General features: G+C 52.2%; 16 protein-coding genes. All 16 read right to left on the bottom strand.

The annotated features are described in order from the left end of the window. Window positions 1–89 precede the first annotated feature (89 nt). Window positions 90–761 carry a hypothetical protein gene (locus CTH_RS01605; protein WP_078665377.1) on the bottom strand — a complete coding sequence of 224 codons (672 nt, stop codon included), beginning with the start codon at window positions 759–761 and terminating at the stop codon, window positions 90–92. Between the two features lie 94 nt (window positions 762–855). Continuing rightward, on the bottom strand, window positions 856–1,215 hold the full coding sequence (locus CTH_RS01600; protein WP_107752819.1) for a response regulator: 360 nt from the start codon (window positions 1,213–1,215) through the stop codon (window positions 856–858). 150 nt (window positions 1,216–1,365) lie between these two features. Beyond that, window positions 1,366–2,010, bottom strand: a complete 645-nt coding sequence (locus CTH_RS01595; RefSeq protein ID WP_159071783.1) for a YIP1 family protein — start codon at window positions 2,008–2,010, stop codon at window positions 1,366–1,368. A 1-nt stretch (window position 2,011) separates the two neighbouring features. Continuing rightward, window positions 2,012–2,962: a signal peptide peptidase SppA gene (sppA, locus tag CTH_RS01590; protein ID WP_078665380.1), complete on the bottom strand. Its 951-nt coding sequence runs from the start codon at window positions 2,960–2,962 to the stop codon at window positions 2,012–2,014. Between the two features lie 46 nt (window positions 2,963–3,008). After that, window positions 3,009–4,604, bottom strand: coding sequence for a CTP synthase (locus CTH_RS01585; RefSeq protein WP_078665381.1), 1,596 nt, complete (start codon window positions 4,602–4,604; stop codon window positions 3,009–3,011). A gap of 105 nt (window positions 4,605–4,709) precedes the next feature. Beyond that, window positions 4,710–4,976: a DNA-directed RNA polymerase subunit delta gene (gene rpoE, locus CTH_RS01580; RefSeq protein WP_159071782.1), complete on the bottom strand. Its 267-nt coding sequence runs from the start codon at window positions 4,974–4,976 to the stop codon at window positions 4,710–4,712. Between the two features lie 110 nt (window positions 4,977–5,086). Further along, on the bottom strand, window positions 5,087–5,242 hold the full coding sequence (locus CTH_RS01575) for a XapX domain-containing protein (RefSeq protein ID WP_078665383.1): 156 nt from the start codon (window positions 5,240–5,242) through the stop codon (window positions 5,087–5,089). A gap of 105 nt (window positions 5,243–5,347) precedes the next feature. Continuing rightward, window positions 5,348–7,036, bottom strand: a complete 1,689-nt coding sequence (gene argS, locus CTH_RS01570; RefSeq protein WP_107752815.1) for an arginine--tRNA ligase — start codon at window positions 7,034–7,036, stop codon at window positions 5,348–5,350. Between the two features lie 20 nt (window positions 7,037–7,056). After that, the gene (locus CTH_RS01565; RefSeq protein ID WP_159073793.1) at window positions 7,057–7,473 is read right to left on the bottom strand and encodes a YwiB family protein; all 417 of its coding nucleotides are present in this window, start codon (window positions 7,471–7,473) and stop codon (window positions 7,057–7,059) included. Between the two features lie 142 nt (window positions 7,474–7,615). Continuing rightward, the gene (locus CTH_RS01560) at window positions 7,616–8,197 is read right to left on the bottom strand and encodes an indolepyruvate oxidoreductase subunit beta (protein WP_078665386.1); all 582 of its coding nucleotides are present in this window, start codon (window positions 8,195–8,197) and stop codon (window positions 7,616–7,618) included. After that, window positions 8,197–9,957 (bottom strand): indolepyruvate ferredoxin oxidoreductase subunit alpha, encoded by a 1,761-nt coding sequence (gene iorA / locus CTH_RS01555; RefSeq protein WP_107752811.1) that lies wholly within the window; start codon window positions 9,955–9,957, stop codon window positions 8,197–8,199. The genes CTH_RS01560 and iorA overlap by 1 nt, the downstream gene beginning before the upstream one ends. Then, window positions 9,932–11,263: a phenylacetate--CoA ligase family protein gene (locus CTH_RS01550; RefSeq protein ID WP_107752809.1), complete on the bottom strand. Its 1,332-nt coding sequence runs from the start codon at window positions 11,261–11,263 to the stop codon at window positions 9,932–9,934. Before CTH_RS01550 ends, iorA begins: the two co-directional genes overlap by 26 nt. Continuing rightward, entirely contained in the window at window positions 11,253–12,773 is a 1,521-nt protein-coding gene (locus tag CTH_RS01545) for a sodium:solute symporter family protein (RefSeq protein WP_318262723.1), read from the bottom strand. The genes CTH_RS01550 and CTH_RS01545 overlap by 11 nt, the downstream gene beginning before the upstream one ends. 54 nt (window positions 12,774–12,827) lie before the next feature. Then, entirely contained in the window at window positions 12,828–13,994 is a 1,167-nt protein-coding gene (locus tag CTH_RS01540) for an aminotransferase class I/II-fold pyridoxal phosphate-dependent enzyme (protein ID WP_107752807.1), read from the bottom strand. Next, complete coding sequence (locus tag CTH_RS01535; protein WP_107754234.1) at window positions 13,991–14,476, bottom strand: Lrp/AsnC family transcriptional regulator; 486 nt, start codon at window positions 14,474–14,476, stop codon at window positions 13,991–13,993. Before CTH_RS01535 ends, CTH_RS01540 begins: the two co-directional genes overlap by 4 nt. 88 nt (window positions 14,477–14,564) lie before the next feature. After that, window positions 14,565–16,151: an ABC1 kinase family protein gene (locus CTH_RS01530; protein WP_107752805.1), complete on the bottom strand. Its 1,587-nt coding sequence runs from the start codon at window positions 16,149–16,151 to the stop codon at window positions 14,565–14,567. Between the last annotated feature and the right edge of the window lie 30 nt (window positions 16,152–16,181).

Below are 16,181 nucleotides of genomic sequence, written 5' to 3'. Positions count from 1 at the left end.
TCCTTAATATTTTTAAATAGGCTGAAAAAGGAAAATACTAAACTTGTCCCTGCAAGTTTAGTATATGACCAGCCCAAACTCTTCTATGCTTATTTTTTGGTTTGTCCCTGGGGATAGGGAGAAAACAGCGGCGGTTCAATAATTGACAGGCTGCCGGCAGTCAATTCTACTTCCTTTAGGCTTTTGATAGCAGCTAATTCCTGTTCATTCTCCACATAAACTACCCCTACCGCATCACAATCCCGGCAATGCAGTTCTATTCGGTCAGGCAGAAGATCCATGCCGATATGGGGATTGCCACAACTGCAATAAACCGCCCCATCTACCGCCAGGTCCTGCAGATAACTGACCGCCTGTAACATCACTTCCGGGGCCCGAAAATAGTCGGCATCCTCTATCTCCTGCAGCAATTTCAGCAACTCGGCCTCGTGGTTTTTCACCAGGCGGGCTACCTGCTCTTTCGGGCCCAGGTGCCCCAGATCCAGTTTGCTGTCAGCACAGATCAGGTTCAGCACCTTCTTGCCCCATACCTGTTTGCGGTGGAACTGGTAGAGATGTTTGGCATCACAGAGGACACAATCCACCTGCAAATAAACTTCCTGTCCTTTTTTCATCTTAAAAGTTGCTACCCGTGCTCCGCAGGAACAGAAAATTTCCAGGCTCTGACCCTTATTCAGTTGAAAAAGCGACAAACTATGCAGTTCCAGCCGTCCACAGGCAGGACACCTGATCGCAACACTGGCCTGGGTTGTAATGACCATTGCTTTTACACCTCACTCGAAATTGAGTATTCGCCATCAACCCCCAAATTCCTGCTACGTTTTTGGTCCCACCCATAAAAATTTTGTCCCACTATCACAGGTATCTGGTTATGATCTGGCGCAACTCGTTGATATCAAAAGGTTTGGTCAAATACTCATCAATGCCTATTTTAGGCACCTGGGACATCACATCTAGCTCCCCGTATGCCGTCATTAAGATAATTCGACATTTTTCGCGTTTATCCTGCAATGCTTCTAAAACTTCCAAACCATTCATCCCCGGCATTTTCAAGTCAATCAACATGATGTCTGGCTGAAAACTAAGAAATTTTTCAATCGCTTCCTGGCCGCTAGCTGCCATTTCCAGCTGACTGGTTAAATCCTTGAGCGCTTCTCGCATTAACATGCGAATTCCTACCTGGACATCCACAATTAAAATTTTCTTTTCTGCCAAATTTAGTCCCCCCAATCTCACTAGCTTAATTCCATATTCTGCACAAAAACAACTTTTCCTGCCAAAAAGGCAGGAATTTTATAAACAATCATATATTATGCTGGACAAACAAAAACCGCAGTTCGCACTGCGGTTGAGGTAAAGTCTTTTTCATAGAGAATTGAAAAAATCGCCAAAATGCTGAACAGCTATCCCAATACCTGCCCCGATTAAAATCAGGAACGCCAGGAAAATCAACAGAGGCGAAAATACAACCAACAAGGTGCGACCACTGCTGAGTTCGCTGATTTCCCGCATAGCCCAGTAGGGAAGGATCAGGGAACTGTAAATATATACAATCAGTGCTCCTAACCCCAGTAACAATTGATTGAGCACCCCTATTGCCACCAGCGCCTGCAGGGGGATCATTACTACTTGCACCGTTTGGGCCAATGCAAGTGCTGAAAACAGCGCCAGAGCAGAGCGGGGTATTCCCCCTAACATCTCCGCCAGTACCTGAAAATACCCCGCTTGCATTACTAACCAGACCAGGGAAAACAACGCCCCTGCAATGATCATCAAAATCTGCATGGAAGGCAGGCGAAAAAACTCCTGAACGAGGGCCAGCTCCTCTGCCCCTTGAGGAACATTATTCAATTCCCCCGGTAAAACCACATAAACCTGAGTAACCAGATTCAGGACCGCAACTATGATTACAGCCAGAAATGCCGCACCCGGCCGGGGCTGTTCCGCCAGAGAGCGAAAAAGACGCCGGGGCTGCACAAATACACCATAAATTAAATCCAGAAAACCCACGCTATTCTCCCCCTTTGATTCCACTCAACAGCTTCTTAAGAGCGACTTCTTCCGCAGGAGACAGGCGCAAAGGCCCGCTCAGTCCGACAGTTTCAGTGCTGCCGAAGATCTTGCGCCAGGGGGAAGGTTTACCCAGTTCTACCAGTTCTGCTTCTTCATCCAGATGGGCCAACTCCCTGGTTTTTTCCACTGCGGTATAGAAGTTGCCCAGTTCATCTACCAGCCCGGCCTCTTTGGCCTGGCGGCCGGTGAAAATCCGGCCATCAGCCAGGGCCTTGACCTTTTCCCGGGGCAATTTGCGCCCTTCAGCCACTACATCCACAAACTGTTCATAGATGTCATTGACCATGCCCTGCAGCAAAGCCTTTTCCTCCGGAGTCATAGGCCGGGCTTCACTGCCAATATCCTTCAACGGCCCGGATTTGATGGTATTATCGGTAATGCCCAGCTTGTCATACAGGCCTTTTAGTTCCTGAAACCGCATAATCACACCGATACTGCCGGTCATTGTAGCGGGATTAGCCACAATATAATCGGTTTTGGCAGCCAGCCAGTAACCGCCAGATGCCGCCACATCCCCCATGGAAGTGACTATCACCTTACCGGCTTCCCGCAGGCGGTCGATTTCTTCGCCTACCTCCTGGGAAGCAGCTGCACTGCCGCCCGGGCTGTTTATGCGCAGGATTACCGCCTTGATGCTATCATCTTCCCGGGCCTCCCTTAGTTGCTCCATCAAATCATCACCAGCAGCTACCGCCTGGCCAAAGATTCCATCCTCTGAGCGACCGCCTACAATGGGCCCTTCGACATATATAATTCCGATTTTATCCCCGCCTTTAGGGAGTGCAGCCTTTTTCTTTCCTTCTCCTCCCAAACCATTTTGTTTAATGGCCAGCAGTACCGGGATTACGATCACAGCGAGCAACACAAGGACTATGAGCCTTTTTTTCATGCTGTTCCCACCCTTCTCCTTACAGCTTATGGCGGGCTTTGCTGGCTTATGCCCTATTCAGAGCTGCACCGACAAAATCCCGGAACAGGGGATGGGGCCGGTTAGGCCGGGACTTGAATTCAGGGTGGAACTGGGTAGCCACAAACCAGGGGTGATCCGGCAATTCCACAATTTCTACCAGCCGCCCATCCGGACTGGTACCGGAAATCACCAGGCCCAGCTCAGTTAGCTGTTCCCTGAACTCGTTATTGAATTCAAAACGATGGCGATGGCGTTCATAAATCAGCTCTTCCCCGTAGGCCGTATAAGCCCTGCTGTCACTGGCGAGCTTGCAGGGATAGATGCCCAATCGCATGGTTCCTCCCATTTCCTCGATATCCTTCTGTTCCGGCAGCAGGTCGATAACAGGATAGGGAGTGTCACCAAACTCGGAACTGTTAGCTCCCTTCAATCCGGCTACATTACGGGCAAACTCGATCACAGCGCATTGCATACCCAGACAAATACCAAGGAAAGGAATCCCTTTCTCCCGGGCATAATTGATGGCCCGGATTTTGCCTTCAATTCCCCGATCCCCAAAGCCACCGGGTACCAGGATACCATCAGCTTCAGCCAGCAACTCGGCCGGATCCCGGCGTTCCATTTCCTCGGCACTGACCCAGAGGATATTAACAGCAGCTTCGTGATAAATACCGCCATGGCGCAGGGCCTCAGCCACACTCATGTAGGCATCCGGCAGCTCCACATATTTACCGACGACAGCGATATTGACAAAGGCGCGGGGATTCTTGACCTTTTCCACGATTTCTTCCCATTCCCGCAAATCCGCTTCCCCGCAGGTTAAGCCCAGTTTTTCGATCACGATATCATCCAGGCCCTCTTTTTTCAGCATCAGCGGCACTTCATATATGGACGAAGCATCTACTGCCTGAATCACTGCTTCAGGATCGATGTCACAGAACAGGGCCAGTTTTTCTTCCATCTCCCGGGACAAAGGCCGTTCGGTCCGGCAAACGATAACATCCGGCTTTATCCCGATACTGCGCAGCTCCTTGACACTGTGCTGGGTGGGCTTGGTTTTCAGCTCACCAGCAGCTTTAATATAAGGTACAAGGGTAACATGAATGTAAAGGACATTTTCCTTACCGATATCCCCTTTAATCTGCCGGATGGCCTCTAGAAAAGGCAGGGACTCGATGTCACCGACAGTACCACCGATTTCTGTAATCACTACATCAGGATTGGACTCCCTGGCTACCCGGTAAATCCGGTCCTTGATTTCATTGGTGATATGGGGAATAACCTGTACTGTTCCGCCCAGATAGTCCCCTTTCCGTTCCTTGCTGATTACCGACCAGTAGATTTTGCCGGTGGTCACATTGGAGTTTTTGGTAACACTGATGTCGACAAAGCGCTCATAATGCCCCAGGTCCAGGTCTGTCTCCGCTCCGTCATCGGTAACAAAGACTTCACCGTGCTGGTAGGGGCTCATGGTGCCGGGATCCACGTTGATGTAGGGATCAAACTTCTGGATAGCCACCTTCAGGCCTCTGCTTTTCAGGAGCCGACCTAAAGAGGCCGCAGTGATCCCTTTTCCCAGTGATGAAACTACTCCGCCCGTCACAAAGATGTACTTGGTCATTATAATTTTGCCCCCTCACAAAAAGAACAAATCAGCCGTGTACCAGCTGATTTGTTTTTTTTCCATACTGTACTATTTTAGCTTGTGGCGTCGATAATTGTCAAGTTAGATATCCCAGCTGTCATCAGGGGTGGTCCTGGTACCTACCAGTTCCCGTATGCTCCACAGCCCTTCACCCAGGTGAACAAATCTCTGGTCCAGGTTGATTTCCGTATAGGCACTAGCCATCAGCTGGGGCAAACTGCCCTTGAGCTGGCCTTCATTTTTTTGCTGTTCAGCCACTACCTGTTCCAGCAATTGCCGTACCGGTAAGGGTCTTTGTGCCTCCCTGAGGATGCGATAAGCCAATTCGGCATAGGAGTATTTTGCCACTGCTCCCAACTCCTCTCCCGCTTTCGGGGATATTGTTTGATACAATATTCGCCGTTTGTCAACGATTTCCTGCTGCTCTCACCAAAAAAACAAAAGCGCCAACCAGCAGGTCAGCGCAAGTTTTGCGAAACAATATAGCCCAGAAAGATGCCGACTATGCCCATAATCCCCGTCAAACTAGCGGGAGCTGGAATGGGCAGTTTCATGAAACCAAAAACCAGGCCTACGATGGCGCCGGACAAAGTGGCCATCAGCAGTTCTTTCATCGGTCATCCTCCTTTCCGCCGTTTCAGCCCCTCACACCCAACCGCCTCCTTTAACAGAAGGCAATTCTTATTATACGGAAAGGTCAGACCTTTGACAAGTGCTTTTTACATCCGTTCCGGAGCAGTTACTCCCAGCAGCCGCAAAGTATTGGCCAGAGCGATCTGAGTAGCCTTCACCAGTAAGACCCGGGCCTGATAGATTTTCTCTTCCTCCCCGATCACCCGGCAATGATTGTAGAAACTGTGGAAAGCCGCTGCCAGCTCGTGGGCATAACGGGCAATCCGGTGGGGTTCCAGGTTAATAGCCGCATAAGCAATCTCATCCGGCAGTTCCGCCAGTTTTTTGAGCAGATCCTGCTCTTCCGGTTGCTGCAGGCAGGCAAAATCCGCTTTTTCCACTGCCGGCAAGCTCAGCCCCTTCTCCTCGACCTGGCGCAGAATACTGCAGATACGGGCATGGGCATACTGGACATAATAGACCGGGTTTTCACTGGATTGAGTCCTGGCCAGGTCCAGGTCGAAATCCAGGTGGCTATCCGCACTGCGCATGATGAAGAAGTAACGGGCGGCATCTACCCCTACCTCTTCAATCAAATCCTCCAGGGTTACAAACTCCCCGGAACGCTTGGACATGCGGACAATTTCGCCGCCTTTGAAAAGGCGCACCAGCTGCATGATCACCACATCCAGCTTGTCCGGATCATAACCTAAAGCCGCCATAGCCCCTTTCATCCGGGCTACATGGCCGTGGTGATCAGCCCCCCAGATATTGATTACCCGTTCAAACCCGCGGTCAAACTTGTTCTTATGGTAAGCGATATCGGCCGCGAAGTAGGTAGGTACTCCATTTTTGCGAACCACTACTTCGTCCTTGTCATCTCCGAAAGCGGTTGCTTTAAACCAGAGAGCCCCGTCTTCTTCGTAAATATAGCCTTTCTGCCGCAGTTCCTCGATGACATTGGTCACCGCCCCGGAGTCATGAAGGGATTGCTCACTGAACCAGACATCATAGTGAACGCCAAAGCGCTCCAGGACAGTTTTGATCGCCCCCAGTTTTTCCTTGAGGCCAAACTGGATAAAATAAGCCCGGCGCTCAGCAGGAGCAACTGTCAGCCATTTGTCCCCTTCCTGATCGATCAGTTTCTGCATAGTCTCGATAATATCCCGACCATGGTAGCCCTCTTCCGGAAATTCTACATCCTGGCCCAGTAATTGCAAATAACGGGCTTCCAGGGATTTGCCGAAGTTTTCGATCTGGTTACCGGCATCATTGATATAAAACTCCCGGGTCACAGTATGACCGGAAAAATCCAGTAAAGCCGCAATGGTATCTCCTAAAGCCGCCCCCCGGGCATTGCCCATATGCAACAAACCGGTAGGGTTAGCGGAAACAAACTCCACCTGAACCTTTTTGCCACCACCGACCTGAGTGCGCCCGTAATCTGCCCCTTTGTTCAGCACTAGAGGTACCACCTGTTGCAGCCAGCGAGGATTTAAGCGGAAATTGATAAAACCCGGTCCCGCTACTTCAATAGCAGTAACTGTCTCCCCCAGTTTTGCTTGCAGGTAAGGCAGCAAGGTTTCGGCAATCTGCCGGGGCGCTTTTCTGGCCTGACGGGTTAGTAACATAGCGATATTAGTAGCAAAATCACCGTGAGCTTTTTCCCGCGGTATCTCCAGCACAAATTCGGGTATACTTTCAAGGGTCAGCTCTCCCCGCTCACGGCTCTCTTCCACCGCATAAAGGATGGCTTCATTCAACTGTTGGCGCAAGCTGGCAATCAAATTATCCATACACTGTTCCTCCTACCCACTCATTCTGCCTGGAAATTTATTTCCAACCAGTGGATGCCTATGTATTCTCCTGCCAAAAAAAGTTCATACTTTAGCTTAATATTTCCACCGGTCTCTGTCAAGTTTACCTCTGTCTGAATCGTTCTGGTTTCCAGGGCCAACTGTCCGTAGGGAGTGCGATAATTCCCCCGGCAATGTCCCCCCCGGCAAAAGCTCTGTTCCATTTCCACAGCTCCCCGGCGGCGAACTGTCAATTCCTCCCCATCCACCGTGATTTCCGTCCGGGTATCCAGCCCTGTTTCCGCCGGTTCCTGATAGAACAGGCGATACTGGTTGTTTTCCCTCAGATAATAGCCAGTGGTTTCCCACTCTCCCCCGCTATATTCTCCCCCTTTTTCCTGCTGATAACTGCGCAGCTGAATTTTCACCGTTAACACCCTGATCACCTCACCCGAGCTAAAAAAAATACCAGGTATCATTGTTTATGATACCCGGTTTCAAGGGGGACTGAAAAGATGTTATGCATAACCACTAACATAATAGCAAAACTTTTTGAATTTGCCAAGTCCTTTTTCGACATTAATCGACATTTTTCGCGAAACCCAGTTGAAAGGCTGTTAAATTGCTTTCCAGGAAACGGGCTGGAACTCTCGCTTGAATGGCTGCTTCCCAGTCAGCCAGAGCCCAGGGCAACCGGGCTGCCAGGGCCCCCAGCAAAACCAGGTTGGCACCCCGGGGGTTACCCGCCTGGCCGGCCAGTTCCTCGGCCGCTATTACCTGCACCTGCCCATAGGCTGCCAGTTTCCCGGTAACTTCTTGCGGATACGGGGCCGCCCCGATTACCACCGGTAGCGGGGGAATTTGCCGTTGATTGACAATGATTATTCCACCGGGCCGCAAATAATGAGCATAGCGCAGGGCTTCCAGTTCCTCAAAGGCTACAATGATATCGGCTTCCCCGCTTTCCACCAGGGGTGAAAAAACTTTTTCCCCTACCCGAACATGAGTGATCACACTTCCCCCCCGCTGAGCCATGCCGTGGATTTCCGACATCTTTACATCCAGCCCCTGGGCCAGGGCCGCCGCTGCCAGAACTTTGGCTGCTAGAATGGTTCCCTGACCACCTACTCCTACCAGCAATATATTCAGTATATCTGCCATTATGCCTCGCCCCCCTTGCTGCTGATGGCCTCCACCGGACATACCCGGGCACAGAGGTCACAGCCATTACATAAAGCCTGATCGATCACCGGCTTGTCCTCTCCCTTGCTAATGGCGGGACAACCCAGGGAGATACAGCGCCCACAGTTAAGGCATTTTTCCGGGTCAATAACCAGAGGCGGGTTTTTCTCCTTGACGATCAGGGCACAGGGGCGCCGTACGATTATTACTGAAGGCTCAGCAGCAGCCAGTTCTTCCTTCAGGATTTGCCGGAATGCTTTCAGTTCAAAGGGATCCACTTCAGCTATTCTTTTAACCCCACAGGCCCGGGCAATCGCCGCCAGGTCCACCTGGGGAGCCGCTTCCCCGCTCAGCCGCTGGCCAGTGCCAGGGTGAGGCTGGTGTCCCGTCATGGCTGTCGTCCGGTTATCCAGAATCAGCACCGTGCCGGTTCCGCCATTATAAACCAGGTCCAGCAAACCGGTAATACCGGAATGCAGGAAGGTGGAATCCCCGATCACCGCTACCGTCCGCCCTTTAAATTCTTCCGGATTGGCCTTTTCCATCCCCAGGGCCGCGCCGATACTGGCACCCATACAGATACAGGTATCTATGGCATTGAGAGGCGGCAATACTCCCAGGGTGTAGCAGCCGATATCCCCGGCCACCCGCAGCTTCAATTCCCGCAGCATGAAAAAGGTAGCACGGTGCGGGCAACCAGGACACAATACCGGTGGCCGATTGGACACTTCCTGGTCTTGCGGTTGCCGGGGCAAATATTCTGCCTCCTCCTGCCGCCCACAAGCCAGCAGGATTTGCCGCCGCACCAGGGTTGCGCTCAATTCCCCCACCGGCGGGAAGAGCTTTTTGCCCTGCACCATAATCCCCATGGCCTTGACCTGTTCTTCAATCAAACCATCCAGTTCCTCCACAACGAAGACCTGTTCCACCCCAGCGGCCAGTTCCTTTATTTTTTCTACCGGCAGGGGATTGGTCAGTCCCAGTTTCAACACTGTTGCCCGCGGAAAAGCTTCCCGAACATACTGATAACAAATACCGGAAGTGATAATACCCATATCCCGGTCTCCCCACTCCAGGCGGTTAATCTCCGCCGTTTCCGCCCAGGCAGCCAACTGGCGCATTCTTTCTTCCACTACCAGATGGCGCTGCCGTCCGTAAGCAGGAATCATCACATATTTCTGCGGGTTTTTCTGGTAGGGTTTTACTTCCATAACCAGGGGTTCTCCCAGCTCTACCAGCGTCTGGCTATGGGCAATACGGGTATGAGTTCTGAGCATAACCGGGGTATCAAATTGTTCGGAGAGAGCCAGTCCCAGCAGGACAAAATCCTTGCATTCCTGGCTGTCTGCCGGTTCTAATACCGGAATTTTAGCCAGACGCCCGTAATAGCGGGAATCCTGCTCATTCTGGGAGCTGTGCATCCCCGGGTCGTCAGCAGCTACCAGCAAAAAGCCACCATTAACACCGGTATAAGCCAGAGTCAGCAAGGGGTCAGCAGCCACATTAACCCCAACGTGTTTCATGGTCACAATCGTGCGGGCCCCGGCAATAGCCGCCCCTGCCCCCACTTCCAGGGCCACCTTCTCATTGGGAGACCACTGGGCCTTGATGTTCGGGTATTTGGTCATGTTTTCCAGAATCTCTGTACTGGGTGTGCCCGGATAACCGGCAGCTACCACAACCCCGGCTTCATAAGCTCCCCGGGCAATGGCCTCATTGCCTGTCAGCAGTTCCTTCATTCTTTCTCCCCTTCCCCTCTTGCCGTAAATCCAGCACCCTTCTGGCTTTGCCGGTGAAACGCTCAATACTTCCCGGTGCTGCCAGACTGACTTTGGTGCCAATAGATAAAACATTTTGCAACTTGTGGCGAATTTCCTCTTCGATTTCCACCAGTTTCTTATAATCATCAGTAAAGTATTCTTCTTTTATTTCCACCCGAACCTCCAGATCATCCAGAAATCCCTTTTTCCGTACCACCAGCTGGTAATGGGGGGCTACGGCCGGCACAGTCAACAAAACGCTTTCCACCTGGGTGGGGAAAACATTGACACCTCGAATCACCAGCATGTCATCAGAACGGCCACAAACCCGGCTCATGCGCACAAGAGTACGTCCACAGGCACAGGGAGCATAGTCAAGGGTAGCCAGGTCCCGGGTCCGATAGCGCAAAATAGGCAAGGCCTCTTTGGTCAGCGGAGTAAACACCAGTTCCCCCTGTTCACCCGGACCAACCGGTTCACCGGTCTCGGGATTGATCAGTTCCACCAGAAAGTGGTCTTCATTAATATGCAATCCCTGGCGCGCCTGGCATTCCCCCGCTACACCCGGTCCCATCACTTCACTTAATCCGTAATTGTCAGTAGCAAACAGGCCCCATTCCGCCTCAATTTGCTGCCTGATTTCCTCCGACCAGGGCTCGGAGCCAAACAGGCCGATTCTTAAGCCCAGGGAACGGGGTTCAACCCCCATCCCCCGGGCTACTTCCGCCAGGTAAAGGGCGTAGGAAGGCGTACTGACCAGCACTGTAGTGCCAAAATCCTGCATCAACATTATCTGTTTCTCGGAATTGCCGGTAGAAGCCGGCACTATGGTAACCCCCACCTCTTCCAGACCATAATGCAATCCAAAAGCACCGGTAAACAAGCCGTAGCCAAAACAGATCTGGGCGATATCCCGCCGCTCAACTCCGGCCATGGTTACAATCCGGGCAATCAGATTGGCCCAGGTTTTCAGATCCTGTTTGGTATAACCGACAACAGTAGGCTTGCCGGTAGTACCGGAGGAGGCGTGCAAACGCACGATTTCCTCCAGCGGTACGGCAAACAGACCATAGGGATACTGCTCCCGCAAAACATCCTTGGTAGTAAAAGGCAACAAACGCACATCTTCCAGGCTCCGAATATCCGCCGGAGTTACTCCCTGCTCATCCAGCAGTTCCCGGTAATAGGGTACCCGTTCATAGGCTCTTTTCACTGTTGCCTGTAAACGTTCCAGCTGTATTGCCTGCAGCTCTTCCCGGTTCAAGCTCTCTTCCTTATCCCACATCCACCATTGCTCCTTCCTCTCCCTGGTTGATTCCACCTTCCTCACCGAATACCAGGGCCAGGTGATCCGCCGGTAATTGTTGACCCACCAGACTGAACACCGGTACCGTCAGGACAGAGGTCAACATGGCCAGACAACCGCCTAGAGGTATATATTTGGCATCCATCTGAAAATACCAGGCCCAGATAATGGAGAATGCCGCTCCTGCCACCATCCCGGCCAGAGCCCCCGTTTGATTGACCCGGCGGCTGTACAGCCCCCAGAGATAGGGTCCCAGAAAAGCCCCGGCCACCGTCCCCCAGGATAAAGCCATCAGGGTCAGGATAATTGCGGGTTTTTGCAGGGCAATATAGAGGGAAAAGCCGACAAAAACCAGGCTGAACAAACGCAACAGCTGCAAAACCCGACGGGGGGTTAAACCAGGGGCCAGCCAGCTATGGATCACATCCATGGTCAGGGCTGAACTGGCCACCAGTACCAGAGAAGATAGAGTCGACATGGAAGCGGATAAGACCAGCAGCAAGATGACCGCTGCTGCCCATTCCGGCAGGGCCTGTTTTAAAATCAGGGGCATGATCAGGTCGGCAGAAGGTTTCCCTGTGACCGGATCCAGGGGAATCTGGTCAAAAAAGAGGCGGCTGAAGGCACCGATGCCATAAGCTGCTCCGGAAATCAACAGGGCAAATAAGGTAGTGATACGAGTAGCGGTGTAGACCACTTTCTCATCGCGAATTGCACAGAATTTTTGCACCATCTGGGGCATCCCCCAGGTACCAAAGCTGGTAAGCAAGACCAGGGCCAGCAATTGCTCCAGACCCGGGCCCTGGGGAAAAAAACTGACCAGCTGGCTCCCCTTCTCTGCCAGCCGGCTGATACCGGTAGCCAGACCGCCTACCTGGGGAGCATGGAGGATATACCAGGTCATCACTCCGACTCCCCCCAGCATGACAATCCCCTGAATAAAATCTGTAACCGCTACTGCCAGATAACCGCCCAGAATAAGAAATACTGCCGTCACGGCAGCCATCAGCCAGGCCACCAGGGCGTAGGGAAGACCAAAGATTTGTTCAAAAAGGTAGCTTAAGCCCATGTAAACGGAAGCAGAATAAGGCACTAGGAAAACAAATATCAAACTGGATGCCAGTACCTTCATCAGCGGACTCTGATAGCGGGCCCGGAAAAATTCCGGCATAGTCATCACTCCCAGGCGCTCTGTCATTTGCCTGGTGGGACGGGCCAGCACCTTCCAGGCCAGCCAACTGCCCAGCAGGGCATTGCCGAGAGCGACCCAGAGAGCGCTTAAACCAAACCCCCATCCTACTTTACCGGCATAACCAACAAAAAGAACGGCAGAAAAGTAAGTGGTACCATAAGCAAAAGCAGTCATCCAGGGCCCGACCTTCCTGCCTCCCAGAAAGAAGTCTCCCGGTGTCCTGTTTTTGCTGCGCGCCCACCAACCACTGCCGATCAGGATTGAAACAAAAAGAACCAGCAACACCCATTTCATCATTCTACCATACCTCCGTTCTGCTCTTTCCTGGCTTCCTGCTCATGCTCAGCTCTACTATCCTGCCATCCTGGACTGCACAAACATCCTGATACGCTTTAAAGCCTCCTGTAACTGGGCCAGGGAATAGGCATAGGAAATACGGATACAGCCTTCGCCGGCTGCCCCAAAAGCCGACCCCGGCACTACCGCCACCTTTTGCTCCCGCAGCAACTCGGTGGCAAACTGCTCGGAAGTTAGTCCTGTACTGCGAATGGAAGGAAAGACATAAAAGGCCCCTTCCGGTTCATGGCACTCCAGGCCTGCTTCCCTCAATCCAGCCACTACCAGTCGCCGCCGTCGATCATATTCCCGTACCATTGCCTCCATTTCCCCCCGGCAGCTCTTCAGCACTTCCAGTGCGGCCAGCTGCGCTGTAATCGGGGCACAGAGCATGGTATACTGGTGAATTTTCACCATGGCATTGATCAAATCAGGATGACCGCAGGCATAGCCCAGACGCCAGCCTGTCATGGCATAGGCTTTGGAGAAACCATTTAGCAAAATGGTACGCTCTTTCATGCCCGGTAAAGCCGCGATACTGAAATGCTGCCGCCCATAGGTCAGATGATGATAAATTTCATCGGCAATAACGATAAGATCACGGGCCCGGGCGATTTCGGCGATCCCTTCCAGGTCCTGGCGACTGAGGGTGGAACCGGTAGGGTTGTTGGGATAACAAAGCAATAATGCTTTGGTACGAGGGGTGAGGGCCCGCTCCAGCGCCGCCGGAGTCAGCCGAAATCCGTCTTCCCAGCGGGTCGCTACCGTTATCGGTTGCCCCCCTGCCAGTAAAGTACAGGGCTGATAGGAAACATATGAGGGTTCCGGGATTATTACTTCCTCCCCGGGATTGAGCAGGGCCCTTAAGGCGACATCCAGTGCCTCCGAGACCCCAACTGTCACCATAATCTCCTGTCTGGGGTCATACTTTACTCCCAGGTTTGCTTCCACATCCCTGCTAATGGCTTCCCGCAGTTCCAGCAAGCCGTGGTTACTGGTGTAATGGGTTTTTCCCTTTTCCAGACCCCAGATACAGGCCTCCCGGCCCGCCCAGGGTGTGACGAAATCCGGTTCCCCTACCCCCAGGGAAATCACCCCTGGAGTTTCTGCTACCAGGTCAAAAAAGCGCCTGATCCCGGAAGGCGGAAGCTCCCGGACCAGAGTGGCCACCTTCTCAATCACGGTGACACCACCAGCCGCTCATCATCACCGGCATCCTCATCCAGAATTACACCGGCCTGTTTGTACTTTTTTAACACAAAATGGGTGGTGGTACTCTGCACATCTTCAAGAGTAGCCAGTTTTTCCGCCACAAACAGGGCTACTTCCTTCAGAGTGCGTCCCTCGATCAGTACCGCCAGGTCATAAGCACCTGACATCAGAAAAACCGACTTGACCTCCGGATAGCGGTAGATGCGCCGGGCTACGGCATCATAGCCCTTATCCCGCTGGGGAGTGATCTTGACATCGATCATGGCGGAAACAGCATCATCACCGAATTTCTCCCAGTTAATGATGGTATGGTATTTGACAATTACCCTGTCCGCCACCAGTCGGGCGATAGCCTGGGCCACCTCCACCTCCGGTTCTCCCAGCAAGCTTGCTATTTCCGCCGTCGTGTAGCGGCTATTCTGTTCCAGTAGCTCAAGAATTTCCCTTTCCATGTTTTTATCCAAGCCACTCCCTCCCCTTTATAACAGCTGATTTTTACTTTTGTATATTATAACAGCTGGGTCAGTACCTCTACAACCCCTATTTTACCTTTTTCAGTAAAATCATGGCCATCCAGGCGCCAAATAAAGTGGAAACCAGAAAACCGGATACCCCCAGAACAGGATAGCCAAATACCTTGGGGCCAAAACCGGCATGCAAAATCAGGGCCGAACCAACAGTAATGGCCGCTACAATCATACTCAAAGCCAACCGACTGGATATAACTTCCAGCATATCATATAACCACTGTAAATTACGGTGATGAAAAATAAAGCGCATTTCCCCCCTGGCCAATTGCTCCAGAATTACATGCATCTGTCGGGGCAGGTCCCGATTCAGTTTCTGCCATTCCCCCCACCAGCGGGGCAAATCCTGCCACCACCCCTGCCATTCCCGGACCAGAGCCTGACGGCCCAGGGGTTCCGCTACCTCCAGGATATTGATTTCCGGATCCAGCTGAACCGCCAGCCCCTCAGCCAGCAATAGAGCCTTACCCAGCAGAAAAAAAGGAGGCGGCATGCGAATCTGATGATTAACCGCAATTCCCACCATGCCCTGAATGATCTGGCCAAAGGAGATTTTCCCTCTCCCCATGCCCCTGGTTCGCTCCAGCAGGCAGGCCAGATCCTCGAATAACCGGTAAAAATCCACCCGGCCCCGGGGTTGACCCATCTTGAGGGTTAATTCCACTACCTCATCAGTCCGTTGCCGCCATAAAGCTACCATCAGCTGTGCTACCTGTTCCCGAAACTGTTGATCAAACCGGCCTACAGCCCCAAAATCCAGCAGAACTATTTTGCCCTCTCCATCCACCAGGATATTGCCGGGATGAGGATCGGCATGAAAAACCCCGGCATTAAACAGGGGATAAAGAAAAACCCCCAGCCAGTGCCGTGCCAGCTGCCGTCTTTGTTCCCATTCCTCCCGCTCAGCCAGGACAGATAGTTTTTCTCCCGCGATATATTCCATAGTCAGTACATCCTTACTGCTATATTCCCAGAAAACCCGGGGCAAGCGCACAGGCCAGGGACATTCCCGATAGAGAAAGGCAAAATGTTCTACCGCCAGTCCTTCTGCCGAGAAATCCAGTTCCCGTCGGATAATGCGCCGGAATTGCTGATAAAGCTGCTCACTATCCAGCGTCTCCTGGATTACTCTCACTTTTTGCAGATAAGGCAGCAGCCGCTCCAGGGCAACCAGGTCCCCGTTGATCTGTCGTTCAATCCCGGCCCGCTTGATTTTAACAGCTACCTTTTCCCCGCTGGGCAAAATAGCAAAATGCACCTGGGCGATGGAAGCAGAGGCCAGAGGTTGCCAGTCAAAATAAGCAAAAAGCTCTTCTACCGAGCGGCCTAAGCCGCGCTGGACCTGAACCTTTACTTCTTCAGGGCTCATCAAGCCGGCCTGATCCTGTAACTCCCGCAACTGCTGACACAATTCTTCCGGCAGAAGATCCGGCCGGGTACTGGCTACCTGTCCCAGTTTGATAAAAGTCGGACCCAGTTCCTGCAGCAAACCCCTGACCACCTCGCCAATGGCCTTCAATTCCCGCAAATGCCGGTAACGCCAGAGGTAATTGGCTATTTTCCAGGCTATTTCCCCGGTACGATCCACTCTGCTGTACAAATCTTACCACCTCAGGTTATATTCTGCCAA

Source organism: Carboxydocella thermautotrophica (assembly GCA_003054495.1).
Classification (GTDB): Bacteria; Bacillota.
The sequence above is the reverse complement of the archived record's forward strand: the minus strand, read 5'-3'. Positions and strand labels throughout refer to the sequence as shown.

Coding starts and splice junctions, on each gene's coding strand:
- CTH_RS01585 (WP_078665381.1), bottom strand. CDS start 4,604: ATGACCAAGTACATCTTTGTGACGGGCGGAGTAGTTTCATCACTGGGA.
- CTH_RS01605 (WP_078665377.1), bottom strand. CDS start 761: ATGGTCATTACAACCCAGGCCAGTGTTGCGATCAGGTGTCCTGCCTGT.
- CTH_RS01550 (WP_107752809.1), bottom strand. CDS start 11,263: ATGTGGGATAAGGAAGAGAGCTTGAACCGGGAAGAGCTGCAGGCAATA.
- sppA (WP_078665380.1), bottom strand. CDS start 2,962: ATGAAAAAAAGGCTCATAGTCCTTGTGTTGCTCGCTGTGATCGTAATC.
- CTH_RS01535 (WP_107754234.1), bottom strand. CDS start 14,476: ATGGAAAGGGAAATTCTTGAGCTACTGGAACAGAATAGCCGCTACACG.
- iorA (WP_107752811.1), bottom strand. CDS start 9,957: ATGAAGGAACTGCTGACAGGCAATGAGGCCATTGCCCGGGGAGCTTAT.
- CTH_RS01545 (WP_318262723.1), bottom strand. CDS start 12,773: ATGATGAAATGGGTGTTGCTGGTTCTTTTTGTTTCAATCCTGATCGGC.
- CTH_RS01575 (WP_078665383.1), bottom strand. CDS start 5,242: ATGAAAGAACTGCTGATGGCCACTTTGTCCGGCGCCATCGTAGGCCTG.
- CTH_RS01560 (WP_078665386.1), bottom strand. CDS start 8,197: ATGGCAGATATACTGAATATATTGCTGGTAGGAGTAGGTGGTCAGGGA.
- argS (WP_107752815.1), bottom strand. CDS start 7,036: ATGGATAATTTGATTGCCAGCTTGCGCCAACAGTTGAATGAAGCCATC.